Source organism: Mycobacterium sp. GA-1199 (assembly GCF_001500045.1).
In the GTDB taxonomy this organism is placed as follows: domain Bacteria; phylum Actinomycetota; class Actinomycetes; order Mycobacteriales; family Mycobacteriaceae; genus Mycobacterium.
Map to the genome: position 1 here is coordinate 31534 of NZ_LQIX01000054.1, position 15308 is coordinate 46841.

At 68.2% G+C, this 15308-nt stretch carries 21 protein-coding genes and 1 pseudogene; 7 read left to right on the forward strand and 15 right to left on the reverse strand.

Going from position 1 to position 15308, the window contains the following annotated elements; genetic code table 11:
* Nucleotides 1-10 precede the first annotated feature (10 nt).
* Nucleotides 11-1096 carry a M24 family metallopeptidase gene (locus tag AU198_RS22335; RefSeq protein ID WP_064350769.1) on the reverse strand — a complete coding sequence of 362 codons (1086 nt, stop codon included), beginning with the start codon at nt 1094-1096 and terminating at the stop codon, nt 11-13.
* A 33-nt stretch (nt 1097-1129) separates the two neighbouring features.
* Here AU198_RS22335 and AU198_RS22340 point away from each other — a divergent pair, with 33 nt between their 5' ends.
* Together AU198_RS22340 and AU198_RS22345 are read left to right on the forward strand one after the other, a co-directional pair.
* The gene (locus tag AU198_RS22340) at nt 1130-1675 is read left to right on the forward strand and encodes a B-4DMT family transporter (RefSeq protein ID WP_064350770.1); all 546 of its coding nucleotides are present in this window, start codon (nt 1130-1132) and stop codon (nt 1673-1675) included.
* A gap of 30 nt (nt 1676-1705) precedes the next feature.
* The gene (locus AU198_RS22345) at nt 1706-2602 is read left to right on the forward strand and encodes a hypothetical protein (RefSeq protein ID WP_064350771.1); all 897 of its coding nucleotides are present in this window, start codon (nt 1706-1708) and stop codon (nt 2600-2602) included.
* On the opposite strand, the gene aroQ is transcribed toward AU198_RS22345, so the two are convergent.
* The 8 genes and pseudogenes from aroQ to AU198_RS22385 form a co-directional block, all read right to left on the reverse strand.
* Nucleotides 2530-2997 (reverse strand): type II 3-dehydroquinate dehydratase, encoded by a 468-nt coding sequence (gene aroQ / locus AU198_RS22350; protein WP_064350772.1) that lies wholly within the window; start codon nt 2995-2997, stop codon nt 2530-2532. The genes AU198_RS22345 and aroQ overlap by 73 nt on opposite strands.
* A gap of 4 nt (nt 2998-3001) precedes the next feature.
* Nucleotides 3002-4078, reverse strand: a complete 1077-nt coding sequence (gene aroB / locus AU198_RS22355; RefSeq protein ID WP_064350773.1) for a 3-dehydroquinate synthase — start codon at nt 4076-4078, stop codon at nt 3002-3004.
* Nucleotides 4079-4202: 124 nt separating this feature from the next.
* Nucleotides 4203-4718: pseudogene (locus AU198_RS22360) on the reverse strand (shikimate kinase); the annotation flags it as partial.
* Nucleotides 4718-5929, reverse strand: a complete 1212-nt coding sequence (gene aroC, locus AU198_RS22365) for a chorismate synthase (protein ID WP_064350970.1) — start codon at nt 5927-5929, stop codon at nt 4718-4720. The gene aroC and the pseudogene AU198_RS22360, both read right to left, overlap by 1 nt.
* 37 nt (nt 5930-5966) lie before the next feature.
* Nucleotides 5967-6581, reverse strand: coding sequence for a TetR/AcrR family transcriptional regulator (locus AU198_RS22370; RefSeq protein ID WP_064350775.1), 615 nt, complete (start codon nt 6579-6581; stop codon nt 5967-5969).
* A gap of 16 nt (nt 6582-6597) precedes the next feature.
* Nucleotides 6598-7071: a nitroreductase/quinone reductase family protein gene (locus AU198_RS22375; protein WP_064350776.1), complete on the reverse strand. Its 474-nt coding sequence runs from the start codon at nt 7069-7071 to the stop codon at nt 6598-6600.
* Nucleotides 7068-7556: a DUF3237 domain-containing protein gene (locus AU198_RS22380; protein WP_064350777.1), complete on the reverse strand. Its 489-nt coding sequence runs from the start codon at nt 7554-7556 to the stop codon at nt 7068-7070. The genes AU198_RS22375 and AU198_RS22380 overlap by 4 nt, the downstream gene beginning before the upstream one ends.
* Nucleotides 7553-7915, reverse strand: a complete 363-nt coding sequence (locus AU198_RS22385; protein ID WP_231744757.1) for a nuclear transport factor 2 family protein — start codon at nt 7913-7915, stop codon at nt 7553-7555. Before AU198_RS22385 ends, AU198_RS22380 begins: the two co-directional genes overlap by 4 nt.
* Nucleotides 7916-8047: 132 nt before the next feature.
* Between AU198_RS22385 and AU198_RS22390 the strand changes: the two genes are divergently transcribed.
* Genes AU198_RS22390 through AU198_RS22410 form a run of 5 tightly spaced genes read left to right on the forward strand, consistent with a single transcriptional unit; the run spans nt 8048 to nt 10424 of the window.
* Nucleotides 8048-8590: a DUF1097 domain-containing protein gene (locus AU198_RS22390; RefSeq protein WP_064350779.1), complete on the forward strand. Its 543-nt coding sequence runs from the start codon at nt 8048-8050 to the stop codon at nt 8588-8590.
* A complete protein-coding gene (gene nthB / locus AU198_RS22395; protein ID WP_064350780.1) occupies nt 8590-9327 on the forward strand; it encodes a nitrile hydratase subunit beta in 738 nt (245 codons plus the stop codon). The genes AU198_RS22390 and nthB overlap by 1 nt, the downstream gene beginning before the upstream one ends.
* A complete protein-coding gene (nthA, locus tag AU198_RS22400) occupies nt 9324-9944 on the forward strand; it encodes a nitrile hydratase subunit alpha (RefSeq protein ID WP_064350781.1) in 621 nt (206 codons plus the stop codon). Before nthB ends, nthA begins: the two co-directional genes overlap by 4 nt.
* Nucleotides 9941-10231, forward strand: a complete 291-nt coding sequence (locus AU198_RS22405) for a nitrile hydratase accessory protein (protein ID WP_064350782.1) — start codon at nt 9941-9943, stop codon at nt 10229-10231. The genes nthA and AU198_RS22405 overlap by 4 nt, the downstream gene beginning before the upstream one ends.
* Nucleotides 10224-10424 (forward strand): CbtB domain-containing protein, encoded by a 201-nt coding sequence (locus tag AU198_RS22410; RefSeq protein ID WP_064350783.1) that lies wholly within the window; start codon nt 10224-10226, stop codon nt 10422-10424. Before AU198_RS22405 ends, AU198_RS22410 begins: the two co-directional genes overlap by 8 nt.
* Here AU198_RS22410 and AU198_RS22415 read toward each other — a convergent pair.
* From AU198_RS22415 to ruvX, 6 genes are all read right to left on the reverse strand, one after another.
* Nucleotides 10421-10852, reverse strand: coding sequence for a prepilin peptidase (locus AU198_RS22415; RefSeq protein ID WP_064350784.1), 432 nt, complete (start codon nt 10850-10852; stop codon nt 10421-10423). The genes AU198_RS22410 and AU198_RS22415 overlap by 4 nt on opposite strands.
* 99 nt (nt 10853-10951) lie before the next feature.
* Nucleotides 10952-11467 (reverse strand): hypothetical protein, encoded by a 516-nt coding sequence (locus tag AU198_RS22420; protein ID WP_156431720.1) that lies wholly within the window; start codon nt 11465-11467, stop codon nt 10952-10954.
* A 26-nt stretch (nt 11468-11493) separates the two neighbouring features.
* Entirely contained in the window at nt 11494-12675 is a 1182-nt protein-coding gene (locus AU198_RS22425) for an esterase-like activity of phytase family protein (RefSeq protein WP_064350786.1), read from the reverse strand.
* Nucleotides 12672-13505 carry a shikimate dehydrogenase gene (locus tag AU198_RS22430; protein WP_064350971.1) on the reverse strand — a complete coding sequence of 278 codons (834 nt, stop codon included), beginning with the start codon at nt 13503-13505 and terminating at the stop codon, nt 12672-12674. Before AU198_RS22430 ends, AU198_RS22425 begins: the two co-directional genes overlap by 4 nt.
* Entirely contained in the window at nt 13492-14733 is a 1242-nt protein-coding gene (locus AU198_RS22435; protein ID WP_064350787.1) for an endolytic transglycosylase MltG, read from the reverse strand. The genes AU198_RS22430 and AU198_RS22435 overlap by 14 nt, the downstream gene beginning before the upstream one ends.
* The gene (gene ruvX, locus AU198_RS22440; RefSeq protein WP_064350788.1) at nt 14726-15307 is read right to left on the reverse strand and encodes a Holliday junction resolvase RuvX; all 582 of its coding nucleotides are present in this window, start codon (nt 15305-15307) and stop codon (nt 14726-14728) included. Before ruvX ends, AU198_RS22435 begins: the two co-directional genes overlap by 8 nt.
* Nucleotide 15308: the final 1 nt, after the last annotated feature.

Here is a 15308-nt window from a genome sequence, read left to right on the forward strand (position 1 = left end):
AGTACTCCTGTCAGAGGATGGCCAGTTCCTTGGGGAACCGGGTGAGCAAGTCTGGAGTGTCGTTTCCGACGACGAGCGTGTCCTCGATCCGGACACCGCCACGGTCGGGCAGGTAGACACCGGGCTCCACAGTCACCGCGGAGCCAGCAAGCAGTGTACCGACGGACGCGCCGCTGATTCCCGGCGCTTCGTGGATCTGCAGCCCCACGCCGTGGCCGAGGCCGTGGGTGAAGTTCTCGACGTAGCCGGCATCGGCGATGACCTGCCGCGACGCGGCGTCGACGTCCTTGCACGCGACTCCCGGTGCCAACGCTTCGCGACCGGCCTTCTGCGCGGCGGACACCAACGCGTAGATCTCGTGCTGCCAGTCCGCGATCGGCGCGAGCACGAAGGTCCTGGTCATGTCCGAGTGGTAGCCGCTCACCAATGCACCGAAGTCGATCTTGACGAAGTCACCGGCGGCCAGCACGGCGTCGGTGGGCCGGTGATGCGGGATCGCCGAGTTCGGCCCGGCCGCCACGATCGTCTCGAACGACGGACCGTCGGCGCCGTGCTCGAGCATCAGCCATTCCAGCTCGCGGGCGACCTCCTTCTCGCTGCGCCCGGCCCGCAGCCCGCCCCGGTCGACCAGGTCCCGCAGTGCCGCGTCGGCCGCCTCGCATGCCAGCCGCAGCAATGCGACCTCGCCGGCGTCCTTGACTTCGCGCAAGGCCTCGACGGTCCCGGCGGCGCGCACCAGTTCGGTCCGCTCGCCGGCGGCCTTCGTCAGGACCGAAAACGCATCGACGGTCACCACGTGACTCTCGAAGCCGAGCCGGCGCACTCCGTCGGCGGCGGCACGACCCGCCAGATGCGGTCCGCAGGCCCGCTCGATCACGATTTCGGCGTCGGGCGCCTGCTGCCCCGCCTGCGTGCGGTAGCGCCCGTCTGTCGCCAGCACCGGCGTTTCGTCATCCGCCTTGACCAGCAGCGCGGCATTGGAGCCGGTGAACCCGCTCAGATAGCGCACGTTGACCAGGTCCGATACCAACATGGCATCGATTCCGGATTCGGCCAGCCGCTCGCGCAGCCGGTCCCGGCGCTGTGAAATAGTCACGGTCGATGACGCTACTCGCTAAGGTGAGGCCCCATGAGTAAGTGGTTGCTGCGCGGACTGGTGTTCGCGGCCCTGATGGTGATCGTGCGATTGCTGCAGGGCGCGCTGATCAACGCGTGGGAGACCAAGGCGGGACTGATCAGTGTCGTGCTGGTCGTTCTGTACGCCGTCGCGGTGTTCCTCTGGGGGTTCGTCGACGGACGCGCCGACGCCCGCGCCAATCCGGACCCGGACCGCCGCGGAGACCTGGCGATGATCTGGCTGCTGGCCGGCCTGTTCGCCGGGATCGTCAGCGGCGCGGTGGCCTGGTTCATCTCGCTGTTCTACAAGGCGCTCTACGTGGAGGCGCTCGTCAACGAACTCACCACCTTCGCGGCCTTCACCGCGCTGCTGGTGTTCCTGTTCGCGCTCGCGGGGGTGGCGCTCGGCCGCTGGCTCGTCGACCGCAAGGCCGACCAGACCCCGCACCTGCACCGCGCCGGTGACGACGACCGCGCGGACACCGACGTGTTCGCCGCCGTCAGCCAACCGGGCACGGACGAGACCACCCAGACCGCGCCCCGCGACGACCGGGTCTAGCGCCGGGCCAAGCACTCTGTAGTTTCCCCTGTGAATCCGGACGAGTTCTGCACGTCCGACCAATGGAGTGTGCTGTCGTCCGCGGCGTCGAACTCACAGCTCGCCGGGGTGCTCGGCGGCTTCCTGATCACCGCGATCGCCCTGCTGTTCGACAAGAACAGCCGCGAGGGCGTGCACACCCTCGCGCTGTTCTCCTCGGCCGTTCTGGTCCTGATGCTCGACAGCTTCCTGTTCAGCTTGATCACCGGGACCCAGGTGCCCGACGGATCGCGCCGGGCCACCTGCGCGATCGCCTGGACTCAGGGTGCGGTGTCGACCGGGATGCTGGCCGCGGGTGCGGCGGCGTTGTTCGGCGGGCTCGGCTGGATGCTGGCCAGCCACGCCGTCAACAAGGTGAGCGACCAGGACCCCGCCGACGTGCGCGCGTACTGCTTCCTTGCCGAACTCGGAGGCTGGCTGACCTTCGCGGCCGCGATGACCGCGACGCTGATCGTGTCCGAGACCTCGATCGACTATCTGCGCTTCATGTGGGGCCACCGGCCCGCGGTGTGGGTCGAGGGCGCCATCGTCGTCGCGGCCGCGGCGTTCGTCATCGCCGATTTCGTGCTGGTGTACCTGCGCACCCGGACGTTGCGGAAGTCGTTGGCCGACACCGCCGAACCGACGCTGCTGGAGCTTCGGTCGATCAAGTTCGCGACCATCGGCACCGTGGTGCTCGCGATCGTCGGATCCTGGCTCGCCGTCAGCCTGGCCCGCATCCCCGAGGCCTGGCTCACGGCGCCGAACCCCGCAATCGTCATCTGCGTGCTGGTGCTCACCCTCGTGTTGCCGACCGTGATCTCGACGGCGATCTGCTACTCGGTGGCCAGCACCGACGAACGCGGATCCTCACCCAGGCTGGCCAGATACCGCAGGGCCAACAGGTAACCCTGCACCCCGAGCCCGACGATCACCCCGGTGGCCACCGCGCTCAGGTACGAATGATGCCGGAACTCCTCGCGCGCGTGCACATTTGAGATGTGCACCTCGATCAGCGGCGCGCGGAGTTCGCTGCACGCGTCGCGCAGGGCAACCGACGTGTGCGTCAGCGCGCCGGCGTTGATGATCACCGGATCCCCCGCGTCGGCGGCCGCATGAATCCAGCCCAGCAGGTCGGCCTCGTTATCGCTCTGGCGCACAACGGCCTTCAGACCGAGGGTCTCGGCCTCGCGGTCGATGAGCGCCGCCAGCTCGTCGTGGGTGGTGCTGCCGTAGACGTCGGGTTCGCGCCGGCCCAGCCGGCCGAGGTTGGGGCCGTTGAGCACCAGCACGGTCTGGGTCATGACGTCACCGCCCTATCTCTGCGTAGGCCGCCGCCAGGAGCGACGGGTCGGGCCCTTCCAGGCGCCCGGGCTTGCCCAGACCGTCGAGCACGACGAACCGCAGCACACCGGCGCGGGTCTTCTTGTCACCGGCCATGTTTTCCAACAGTTCGCCGAACGCGTCGGGGTCATAGCTGACGGGGAGTCCCAGCGAGGTGAGCACGGAGCGGTGTCGCTCGGCGGTTTCGTCGTCCAGCCTGCCTGCGAGCCGGCCGAGTTCGGCGGCGAACACCAACCCCACCGAGACAGCAGCGCCGTGCCGCCACTGGTAGCGCTCGCGGCGTTCGATCGCGTGGGCCAGGGTGTGGCCGTAGTTCAGGATCTCGCGCAGTTGCGACTCCTTCTCGTCGGCGGCCACCACCTCGGCCTTGACCGCGATCGCCCGGCGGATCAGTTCGGGCAGCACGGTGCCCGTCGGGTCGAGCGCCGCGTCGGGATCGGCCTCGATCAGGTCGAGGATCGTCGGATCGGCGATGAAACCGGCCTTGACGATCTCGGCCATACCCGCCACGAGTTCGTTGCGCGGCAACGTCTCCAACGTCGCGAGGTCGACGAGCACCGCCGCCGGCTGGTGAAACGCGCCGACCAGGTTCTTGCCCGCGTCGGTGTTGATGCCGGTCTTTCCCCCGACCGCGGCGTCGACCATGCCGAGCAGCGTGGTGGGCACGTGCACGATGTCGATTCCGCGCAGCCAGGTCGCCGCGGCGAACCCGGCGACATCGGTGGCCGCTCCCCCGCCCAGGCTGACGATCGCGTCCTTGCGGCCGACCCCGATGCGCCCCAACACTTCCCAGATGAACCCGACGACGGGCAGATCCTTGCCCTTCTCGGCGTCCGGGATCTCGATGCGGTGTGCGTCGATCCCCTTGTCCGCCAGGGTGCTTCGAATGACCTCGGCGGTCTGCGCAAGCGTCGGCTGGTGCAGGATCGCCACCTTGTGCCTGCCCTCGAGCACGCGTTCGAGATCGCCGAGCAGTCCGGTGCCGACGATCACCGGGTAGGCAGGGTCGACGAGGACGTCTATGGTCACGGGCTCAGTCACGGTTGGCCTTCGGATTTCGGGCGGCGACCGCCGCCGGGGACGGCGGGGCCTCGGTACTGGGTTCGGCGGTCAGCTGCGACGGCCCCCTGCGCCACGGCGAGCGGCGCTTGCGTCGCGGAGGGTGGGAGGTTTCGGGGTTCTCGAGGCGGGCCACGATGTAGCGCACCACCGCGCCCGGGTTGCGCCGGTTCGTGTTGACCCGCAGCGTCGCCACTTGGCGGTACAGCGGAACCCGTTCGGACATCAGCGCTTTGAACTTCTCGCTGCGGTCACCACCTTCGAGCAGCGGACGCACCGTGCTTCCGCCGGTCCGGCGCACCCCCTCGGCGGCGCTGATCTCCAGATAGATCACGGTGTGACCGGCCAGCGCCTCGCGCACACCGGGTGTGGTCACCGCGCCGCCGCCCAGCGACAGCACGCCGTCGTGGGTCTGCAGCGCCGAGCGGATCACCTCTTCCTCGATCCGGCGAAACTCCTGCTCGCCGTCGGTGGCGAAGATGTCGGCGATTGTGCGGCCCGTGGTCTCCTCGATCGCGGCATCGGTGTCGAGCAGCGAGAGGTCGAGCGCCTTGGCCAGCCGCCGCCCGATGGTGGACTTACCCGAACCGGGCAACCCCACCAGCACTGCTCGGGGCGCCATCAGCCCGAAGCCTGGACCCGTTGCGGAGAGGGCTCACGTTCGGCGACCGCCCGCAGGTAGTTGTCGATGTTGGTGCGCGTCTCGGTCAACGAGTCGCCGCCGAACTTCTGCAACACCGCACGCGCCAGTACCAGCGCCACCATGGTCTCGACGACCACACCCGCGGCGGGCACCGCGCACACGTCGGAGCGTTGGTGGATCGCGACGGCCTCCTCACCGGTGGACATGTCGACGGTGGCCAGGGCGCGCGGCACCGTGGAGATCGGCTTCATCGCCGCCCGGACGCGCAGCGGTTGGCCGTTGGTCATCCCGCCTTCCAGTCCGCCCGCGCGGTTCGTCGAGCGCATGATGCCGTCCGGTCCCGGATACATCTCGTCGTGGGCGACGCTGCCGCGACGGCGCGCGGTCGCAAAGCCGTCGCCGATCTCGACGCCCTTGATCGCCTGGATGCCCATCACCGCGGCCGCGAGTTGGCTGTCCAGCCGGTTGTCACCGCTGGTGAAGGAGCCCAGTCCGACCGGAAGGCCGTTCGCGACGACCTCGACGACGCCGCCCAGCGTGTCGCCGTCCTTCTTGGCCGCCTCGATCTCATCGATCATCGACTTCTCGGCGTCCTTGTCGTAGGCGCGCACGGGGCTGGCGTCGATCGCCGCGAGGTCGCCGGCTTGCGGCGGCGGGCCGTCGTAGGGGTCGGAGCCGCCGATCGAGATGACATGGGACAGCACCTCCACGCCGAGGGCCTCGGAGAGGAACGCCCGGGCGATGGTGCCGGCGGCGACGCGCGCCGCGGTCTCGCGCGCGCTGGCGCGCTCCAGCACCGGGCGGGCGTCGTCGAAACCGTATTTGAGCATGCCCGCATAGTCGGCGTGCCCGGGCCGGGGCCGGGTCAGCGGCGCGTTGCGCGCGCTTTCGGCCAGCTCCGCAGGGTCGACCGGATCCGGTGCCATCACCGTCTCCCACTTCGGCCACTCGGTGTTGCCGATCTCGATCGCGATCGGGCCGCCGAGCGTGACACCGTGCCGGACCCCCGCAAGCATCGTGACCTGGTCCTGCTCGAACTTCATCCGGGCGCCGCGGCCGTACCCGAGACGTCGGCGCGCCAGCTGACCGGCGATGTCGTCCGAGGTGACGTGCACGCCCGCGACCATGCCTTCGACCACGGCCACCAGGGCGCGGCCGTGTGATTCACCAGCAGTGGTCCATCGCAACACGCGTCCCATCTTCCCACGTCGGCCGTCTCACCCCGAATCAGCCGATGACCAGGCCGCCGAGAACGTGACCGAGCTCGGTGACGGCCTGGCGGTGCGCGGAGCGCTGATCGGTTGCCCGCGCGACGATCATGGCCGTCTCGCACAGGGCCCCGAACAGGAAGTGGGCCAGTGGTCCGGGTGGACGCTTGGCGATCACGCCCGCGTCGACCGCGCGGGCGATCGCGGCCTCCATCATGTCGAGCAGCGGGGTCTCCAGCCGGCGCATCTCCTCCCAGCCCAGCGCGGTGAACGCGTCGCGCAGCACGATCCGCTGCACCCCGGGGTCGAGGCACTCGTCGAGGAACACCCGGCAGGCCGCCCCGAACGCGTCCCACGGATCCTTCTTGCGCGCGTAGGCACGCTGATAGGCCTCGGCCAGCGGTACGGCCATCCGCTCGACCTCGCGGGTGAACACCGCCTCGAACAGGCTGCGCTTGCCCTCGAAGTGGTGGTAGACGGCGCCCTTGGTCACCCGCGCCCGGGCCGCGACCGCGTCCAGCGAGGTCGCCTCGTATCCGTTCTCGGCGAACAACGCGCGCGCCGCGTCGACGAGCGCGGAGACGGTCGCCTCGGTGCGTTCCGCCTGGGTGCGCCTGGCGTTCTTCGTCGTCACGGCCGAACGATAACCGCTACGACCCGGCCGGTTCGAGCGCGATCAGCGGCAGTCGCCGCTCGGTGAAGCGCGCGTAGTACTCGGCTTGCGGATACATGCCGACAAACGCCTGCCACGCTTGCTCGCGCTCGACGCCGGTCAACTCCCGGGGCCGCACCGACGTGCGAACCCGGCCGATCTGGACGACGCCGGTCCCGGCGTGACGCAGGTTCAGCCACCATGCGGGAGTGTGGGACGCCCCGGCGTTGGCGGCCAGCACGACCACGGCGTGACCGTGGCGCAGATAGAGCACGGGCGTGCGGCGCCGCGCACCGGTGCGACGGCCCGTGGTCTCGAGCACCATCACCGGAGCACCCGAGAACCAGCGGCGTCCGAGGCGCCCGCCGCTGACCCGGTAGATCCGGGCATGCACGCGGCCCATCGCCCGCTGCGCACGCGGCCAGCGGTTGACCACCCGGTTCGACTGCCGGGCAAGCCGTTCGTCGTTCACAGCACTCGGTAGACGCGGTAGTCGACGTGACCGGGCGACAGGATGTTGTAGCCCACCGCGACCACCTCGCTGAGCCACGCGTATCGCTCGTCGGAGGTGGCGAACCTCGGTGTCGTGCGGACGTAGGTCTCGTCGAAGCCGAGCACCTCGCCGTGCGCCAACCGGTCGAGTCCGTCGGCCGGCACCTTGATGATCCCTGCGCTCTCGAAGTGGATCAGCACACCGTCGTGGGTGCGCAGCGTCGCGCGGACATCGACCCGGCCGCAGCCGTCGTCACCGACGAGCAGCCAGTCACCGCCGCCGGCAAGCACCTCACCGCGCAGCCGCGGTCCGTCGATGTGCCCGCCGGTCGTGATGAACGTCATCCGGGTTCCGGTAGCAGTCGGGATCGGTTGTGCCGGTTGCAGGTTGACGTGCATGTCGAACAGGTGCTCCACCGGCAGGGACTCGACGAGGGGCAGCTGAGCGGCCGCTGCCGCGGTCACGCTCGATCCCCCGCCATGGTCGCCGTCAGCTGGGCGGAGTCGATGAACGAATCCTTGCGCGAAACCAGCCCGTCGGGCGAGACGGTGACCAGGTCCAGGCAGTCGAACCGCACACCACCGGAGACCAGCGTCCAGTCCAGCACCCAGTGCGCCTCACCGTAGAGAACCCGTTTGGTTTCGAAGGCGAAGTCCGGGAACTGCGCGAAGACGGCGGCGAACGCCTCGCGCGCGGCGGCGCGGCCGACGACGGGCTCGGCGCCCAGATGTGTCCAGAAGCAGGTGTTCTCGGTGTGCAGAGCGGCGATCGCGTCGGGGTCGCGGTCGGCCCAGGCGGCGAAGTAACGCTCGGATAGAGCCATCAGATCATTTTGCATACTCGCAGTATGTACTAACATACCCCGAGTATGCAATAGCTGTTCGCCGATCCCGCGTTGTCACGAATCCAACATGGCCGTCACATCGCGGAAACACATTGGCTGCACAGTTCATCCATGGATTCAAGATCGGCATTGACGGTGAGCATCGGTGTGCTCGGCGGACTCGCGGTGGCCCTGACCGCGGAAGTGATCACGGTCCCGATCTGGGTGGTCTTCCTGACATGGGCCTCGTTCTTCTTCGTCGGCGGTGGAATCGGCGGATGGGTGCGATCGCTGACGAGCAATCTGGCCGGTGTCCTGATCGCCTCGGCGAGCCTGTATGCGGGTCATCTGTTGGGCGGCAGCCTGGTGGCGGTCGCGGTCGCCGTCGGAATCGGCAGCGCGGTGATGGTGCAGGCGTCCTGGGTGCCGCTGCTGTCGACGACGCCGGCGGTGGTCGTCGGTTTCGCGAGCACGGTGTCCACGGTGGCCGGGACCGGCAACGCGATCACCGTGACGTCGATATCGCATCCGGGCCTCGTCGCCGCGACGGCGTGTGCGCTCGGCGCCTCGTTCGGGCTGCTCTCGGAGTACGTCGCGAAGGTGTTGACCCGCGAGCCCGAACCCGACCACACAAGCCCCGAAATTGCACCGACGACGGAAGGCAGCCCCGCGTAATGAAACTGCAGCACTACCTCGGCGGCCTCGAGGGGCTGCCCGAACCGCTCGCTTTCGAGAAGCGGGTCTTCGTCGAAGAGTGGGAGAAGCGGATCTTCGGTATCCACGTCGCGATGATGGGGCTGTCGAACCACCTCGGATCCGCGCTTCCGCAGTACCCGATCGACACGGTGCCGACCGCGTTCAAGGACGAGTGGACGTGGGCCGATCTGCGCACCGGCGCCGAGGCGATGAACCCGTTCGACTACTTCAAGTTCCGCTATTACGAAAAGTGGCTGGGCGGCATCACACAGTTCTTCATCGACAAGGGCTACGTGACCGAGGACGAATTGTCCGCGCGCAAGGAGGAATTGGCCGCGGATGCCGCCCCTGCCCTCACCGATCCGGCGCCGGCGATCGACGAGCAGGTCGTCGACTATCTGCGCCGCGGCGACAGCCCACGCCGCGACGTCGCGCATCCGAAGTTCGCCGTCGGTGACAGCGTGCGCATCACCAACGTGCCCGCCGCCGCCCACACCCGCCTACCCGGCTATCTGCGTGGCCGCATCGGCACCGTCGAGCGGATCTTCGAGGGCGACTACGCGTACTTCACCCACACGGGCGACGGCATCGGTGACCCGATGCCGATCTACATCGTCGCGTTCGACCCGCAGGACCTGTTCGGAGAGCGCGCCGAGGACGGTCCGCTGACCATCTACGCCGAGCTGTTCGAGGCCTACCTGGAAGGAGTGCGATGAGTGACCAGTTCCACTACCCCGAGGACCGCGAGCTGTCCAGCGCTGCCAAAGTCGCCGCACTGGAATCGCTGCTGATCGAGAAGGGCGTGATCACCAACCAGACCGTCGACAAGGTGTTGTCGTACTTCGAATCGGAGATGACACCGCTCAACGGTCGCAAGATCGTGGTGAAGGCATGGACCGACCCGGAGTTCGCGGCTCGCATCGTGGTCGACACACCTGCGGCCATCGCCGAACTCGAGCTGCCCGAGGGCATGGCCGGCGCCGAGGGTGAGCACTTGCAGGCCGTGGCCAACTCGCCCGGTGTGCACAACCTTGTCATCTGCACGCTGTGTTCGTGCTTCCCGTGGCCGGTGCTCGGTCTGCCGCCGTACTGGTATAAGGACCCCGTATTCCGTTCACGAGCGGCCCGCGAACCGCGCAAGGTGCTCGCCGAGATCGGCGTCGACCTACCCGAGGACACCGAGATCAAGGTGTGGGACAGCAGCGGTCACTCACGGTGGTTTGTCATCCCCGAACGTCCCTCCGGCACAGAAGAATTCACCGACGAGGAATTGATGGAGCTGGTCACGACCGAATCGATGATGGGTGTGGCGCTGGCGGGACCGGTCTCATGAGCCTGCACGAAACCTGCACCACCGACCAGGCCGCGCCGCAGTTCGATCACGACTGGCAGCGCCGGGCGTTCGGTCTGGCACTGGCCCTGTCGGAATTCCGCCACTTCGATTGGGTCGACTTCCAGCAGAGCCTGATCGAGATGATCGGGCGGTGGGAGGAGACGCCCGAAACCGAACGCGGCGACTGGCAGTACTACGACCATTGGGTCAGCGCCCTGGAGAAGGTGATTCACGATCACCATCTGCTGACCGCGCCGGCCCGTATGACAGGAGACAGCCATGACTGAGGCGACCGCCACCCACATCGAGGCCAGCGCGCTGACCGCCACCGCGTGGTTGACCGGCACGGCGTTCCTGGCGTTGGTGGTGCTCTACCTCGTCGGGCTCGACCAGGGTGCGACCTCGATCTTCGGCTCGGACACCCACATCCACGAGTTCGTGCACGACGCGCGCCATCTTCTCGGGTTCCCCTGCCACTAGGTCACCACGAGAGCGGTGGCGATCGTAGCGGCCAGACACATCGACAGGCCGTGTGGGACGGTGCTTTTCGAACGGCACATCACGGCGACGACGGCCCACGTGGCCGTTACCAGCGGTGCTGTGAGCGCGGCGAGGGTCCACACGTCAACACCGAATGAACCGGTCAGCGCTCCGAGACCGATCGCGAGTTTGACATCCCCCGCGCCCATCGCCGTCGGCGCGAGCAGGTGCACGGTCAGGTACACGAGGAACAGTGCCAGGGCGCCGATCAACGCCGCGACACCGCGTCCCGCCACGAACGCGACCGCCACGATCACCAGCGCGCCCGGCAGGGTCAGCCAGTTGGGCAGCCGACGCTGCATGACGTCGAACACGCTCAGCGTCACCAGCCAGACCAGCGCGACGACACCGCAGACCCCCGCCCCCACGACTGAAGGCTAACGGCGTTCCGGCGCCGCGCTCATCACTTCTTTGAGCGCGGGTGTTGCGGTGAACCGCTCGACCTAGGTGTGGTGGCCTGGTGCGCCTCAACAGGTCTCGACGGCAGTGATGGCGAGCAACCGTCGCAGCGGGATCACGAACCGCTCGCCTTCGGCGTCGAGATGGACCGCTCCGGTGCGGCCGGGCACCGGAACTCCACACACCGAGCCCTGCGAGGTCGTCACCTCTATCTTGGGCGCGATCGGCGCCTCGCTGCGCGGCTGCGGCCACCACCAGGTCAACGCCGCCACCGCGGTCAGCGCGGCCGCGGCGAACGTGAGCGTGATCCCCACGCGCAGTCGCGAAATGGTGGCCGGGCCAAGACGAGGCTGCCCGATGACTGGGTGCGCGATCGTGGCGACGAGAAAGATTCCCGCGACAGCCAGCACGAAACCGGCGAACGCGCTCACAGCGCCGATCTCCTGCAGCCAGTGCGGGCGGCTCCGACCCGAATCATCACCGGTGAGGACGCCGCACAGGCCGACGAAGCCCAACACGGCAAGTTGAAGTGTCTGCCACTCGCGCGCCGACTCTCGAACGCGGTTGTCGTACCGATACGGCATGCCCACCGTGTTGCTCCCGGTCGTGGTTACAGCGCGAACGCCAAGAATTGGGTCACTTCGAACGGCTGGAAATTGTCGTCGCTGACCAGGACGACGGATTGGCGGCCGTCGGGCAGCACAGGACCCTGAGTGATTCCTTCGACGTTGTCGAGCGGCTCGAGTTCGTCGAGGGCATTGAGGTCGAGGGCCAGCGACTTGGCCATCGGTGTGACCGAGGCTTCGTTCAACGAGGGCATCCCCAACACGTCGGTGGCGTGGCCGAGATCGGCGCGGTAGAGCGTCACCGCGACGGCTTGGGGAAGATTGGCTGCCCGTTCGATGACGAGCAGTGAACTCTCCGAGAGTGCCAGGATGTCGGGCACACCGTTCTTCCCGGTTCGCGGTGCCGCCCGTTCCACCCGATAGACGTACTGCGCGACGGCCGTCCTCGACTCGACGTCGAACTTCGTGATGCGGATCTGCCCGGATGTCTGCTCGTCTGCGGTGGGGCCGTCCTGGTACAGCGAGTGTTCCATGGCCGCGAACAGGTAGCGGCCGTCGGGCGTGAGCGACAGCCCCTCGAGCGCCCCGTTGGGACGAGGGCCGCTGGTCTCGTCGGCCGACAGGGCGATCCCGGGCGGCATGACGAATTCCCCGCGATACGTACCGTCGAGGCCGGCGATCCTGATCCAGGGCTGCAACAGTCCCACCGGGCCGGTGTCGTCACCGTCGGCGACGAATCCTTCGGAGGTCCAATACAACTGCTCGCGCGCACTGTCGAAGGCGATCGCCTCAGCATCGGGGGCCAGCACCGGTGGCTGGACGGACATGTCGTTGGGACGGAAGGGTTGTCCCGATTCGTCGAGCAGGTCGTGCTTGCTGACGAAGTGACCGCCGTCGACACCACCGTAGGAGACGTTCAGTCGAAGGCTGTAGAACCGGACCTTGCCATGGTCGGACTTGTCGTCGCTGATCGTGTAGTAGACATCGCGCTCCGCGTCGTAACTGATCCCGGAGAGCCCTCCGATCACGGTGCTGTCGTACACCGCGCCGTGGGGCGCCTGCCACTGACCCAGGTATTGCGGGGCCGAGGCATGAGCAACGGGCGGCGTCGCGGACAGGATCGCGGCCGTGGTCACCGAGAGAGCGGCCTTGCCGGCTGAGTTCATACCCTTACCAACGCCAGACCGGGCGATCAGGTTCACCACCGCCGGCAGACCGGTGATCATCGATCCCGCAGCGCGGCCCGCATCGCCTCTTTCGGCGCCGGCATCCCGGTGAAGAGTTCGACCTGTGCGAACGCCTGGTTGAGCAGCATCTGCAGGCCGCTGATCAGCCGTCCGCCCGCGTTTTTCACCGCTAGCGCCAACGGTGTCGGCCACGGGTCGTAGATCGCATCGAGCAGCAACGGAATCCGGGCGAACGTCGATGCGTACGTCGCGGCCGCGTCGGCGGGAATGGTGCTGACCATCAGGTCCGCATCGGCGACCGTCTCGCTGATTTCGGGTCCGCCGATGTCGCACCACCGGCCGTCGGCACCCAACCGCGTGGCCAGATCCACCAGGGGCGCAGCCTTATCGCGACTGCGGGCCACCACCGTGATCCGCTGCACCCCGAGTTCGGCCAACCCGACGACCACCGCGGGCGCTGTGCCTCCGGAGCCGACCACGATGCCGGAGGTGGCCGACACATCCTCGAGAGCGCCCGTCACACCGTCGATGTCAGTGTTGTCGGCCCGCCAGCCGGTATCGGTGCGCACCAGCGTGTTCGCCGAGCCGACCAGTTCCGCGCGCGCCGTGCGCTCGTCGGCGACCTGCAGCGCCGCGAACTTACCGGGCATGGTGACCGACAAGCCGACCCACTCCGGTCCCAGCCCACCGACCAAGCCCGGCAGCTGTTGTGCCGTGCACTCGATGCGCTCGTAGGTCCAGTCTGTCAGGCCCAGCGCCCGGTACGCCGCGAGATGCAACTGCGGAGAACGCGAATGCGCGATCGGCGAGCCGAGCACCGCCGCCTTCCTGCCCGGACTCACCGTGCCATTGCGCTCACCGCGCGGAATCGAGCACACCGTTGCGCCGGGCCAGCTCGATGTTCGCGAGGTGCTGCGGGTAGTCCCGGGTGAACAACGTCGTGCCCTGCATGTCGATGGTGACGAAGTACAGCCAGTCGCCCGGCGCCGGATTCTCCGCAGCGGTCAACGCCGCGGTGCTCGGCGAACAGATCGGGGTTGCCGGAAGGCCGGGCCGCACATAGGTGTTCCAGTCGTTGTGCTGCGCGCGGTCGGCGTCGGTGGTGGCCACCTCGATGCGGTCGAGCGGATAGTTCACCGTCGAGTCGAATTCGAGCGTGCGGTTCTCGGCCAGCCGGTTGTAGATGACGCGCGCCACCTTCGAGAAGTCCTCCGGTGTCGACTCCCGCTGCACCAGTGAGCCGACGATCAGGATCTCGTAGGGCGACATGTCCATGGCCGCGGCCGTCTCGAGCAGTCCACCGTTGGCGTATTGCGTTGCGCTGGTGGAGATCAGATTCGTCAGGATCTCCTGTGGCTGGGCCGACGGGTCGATGTTCCACGTGCCCGCGGCGATCAACCCCTCGATGCGGCGATGGTCGCCACCCATCGCCTGGACGGGGCCGAGGGCCCAGTCGGCCACACCGAGCGATGCCGGCGCCGCCGTCGCCGCCACGTTCTTCAGCGCGTCCGCGGACACGCAGTGCCGCTTGCCGTCGAGGTCGACGCACGTCGCTCGGGAGATCAGGGTGAGGATGCCCTCGGTGACCGCGTTGGTCTTGACATCACGCACATCGTCGAGCTGGCGCCCTTCGGGGATGGTCAGCTTGCCGACCCGGTTCTTCGGATCCGAAAGCCGCGCAACGGCATTGGCCGCCGGAATCTCCGTCCGCATCTTGTAGAAGCCCGGCTGGATCGCCGATATCGCGTCGTTGCCCTCGGCGGCGTCGACGAACACGCTGGCGGTCGCGACGATGTTGTGCTCCTGCAAAGTCTTGCCGATCGCGGTCGTCGAGTCGCCGTCATGCACCTGGATCACGACATCCGCGACGCCCTCACCGGTGAAATCGTTGCCGCCGAACAGTGAGTGCCACAGCTTGGAACCCAGGAACACCGCGCCGATGGCGACCACGATCAGCAGGCCGACGGCCAAGCCACCCGCCACGCGGCGCTTGCGCCGGTTGCGCGCGGCCCGGATCCGCTCCGCACGGGTCATCCGGCGCCGCGGCGGGCCCACCGCAACCGGTTCGGCCCGCTCACCGCCCCAATGGTTAGTCATCCCCGACCTCTCCATGCGCGGCAACGTGCTCATCCGCTCCTCGCGTGCGCGCCGCTTCACGCCGCTGGTCCAACCAGTTCTGCAGAATGCCCACCGCCGCCGCCTGGTCGATCACCGAGCGCTGGCCTCTGGCGCGCACACCGGCATCCCGCAGCGAGCGTTGAGCCACCACCGTAGTGAGTCGTTCGTCCGCGAGTCGCACCGGTGTCGGGGCGATCCGTTCGGCCAATGCGTCGGCCAACGCGACGGCGTCCTGGGCCGAGGACCCCGATCGATCGGCGAGCGTACGCGGCAACCCCACCACGACCTCCACCACATCCAGGTCCTTGACCAACCCGGTGAGCCGCCGGATGTGCCGGTTGGTGCGGTCGCGACGGACGGTCTCGACGGGGGTGGCCAGGATGCCGTCCGGATCACTGGCGGCCACGCCGATCCGCACGCTGCCGACGTCGATGCCGATCCGGCGTCCGCGACCCGGATCCGGCGGGTTCAGTGACTCCCCGGGCCGATCCGGCCGACGGTCGCCTGATGTCCCCCGCGCGTGCGGATCGTCTCCCGCCGGTGTGGAATCCACG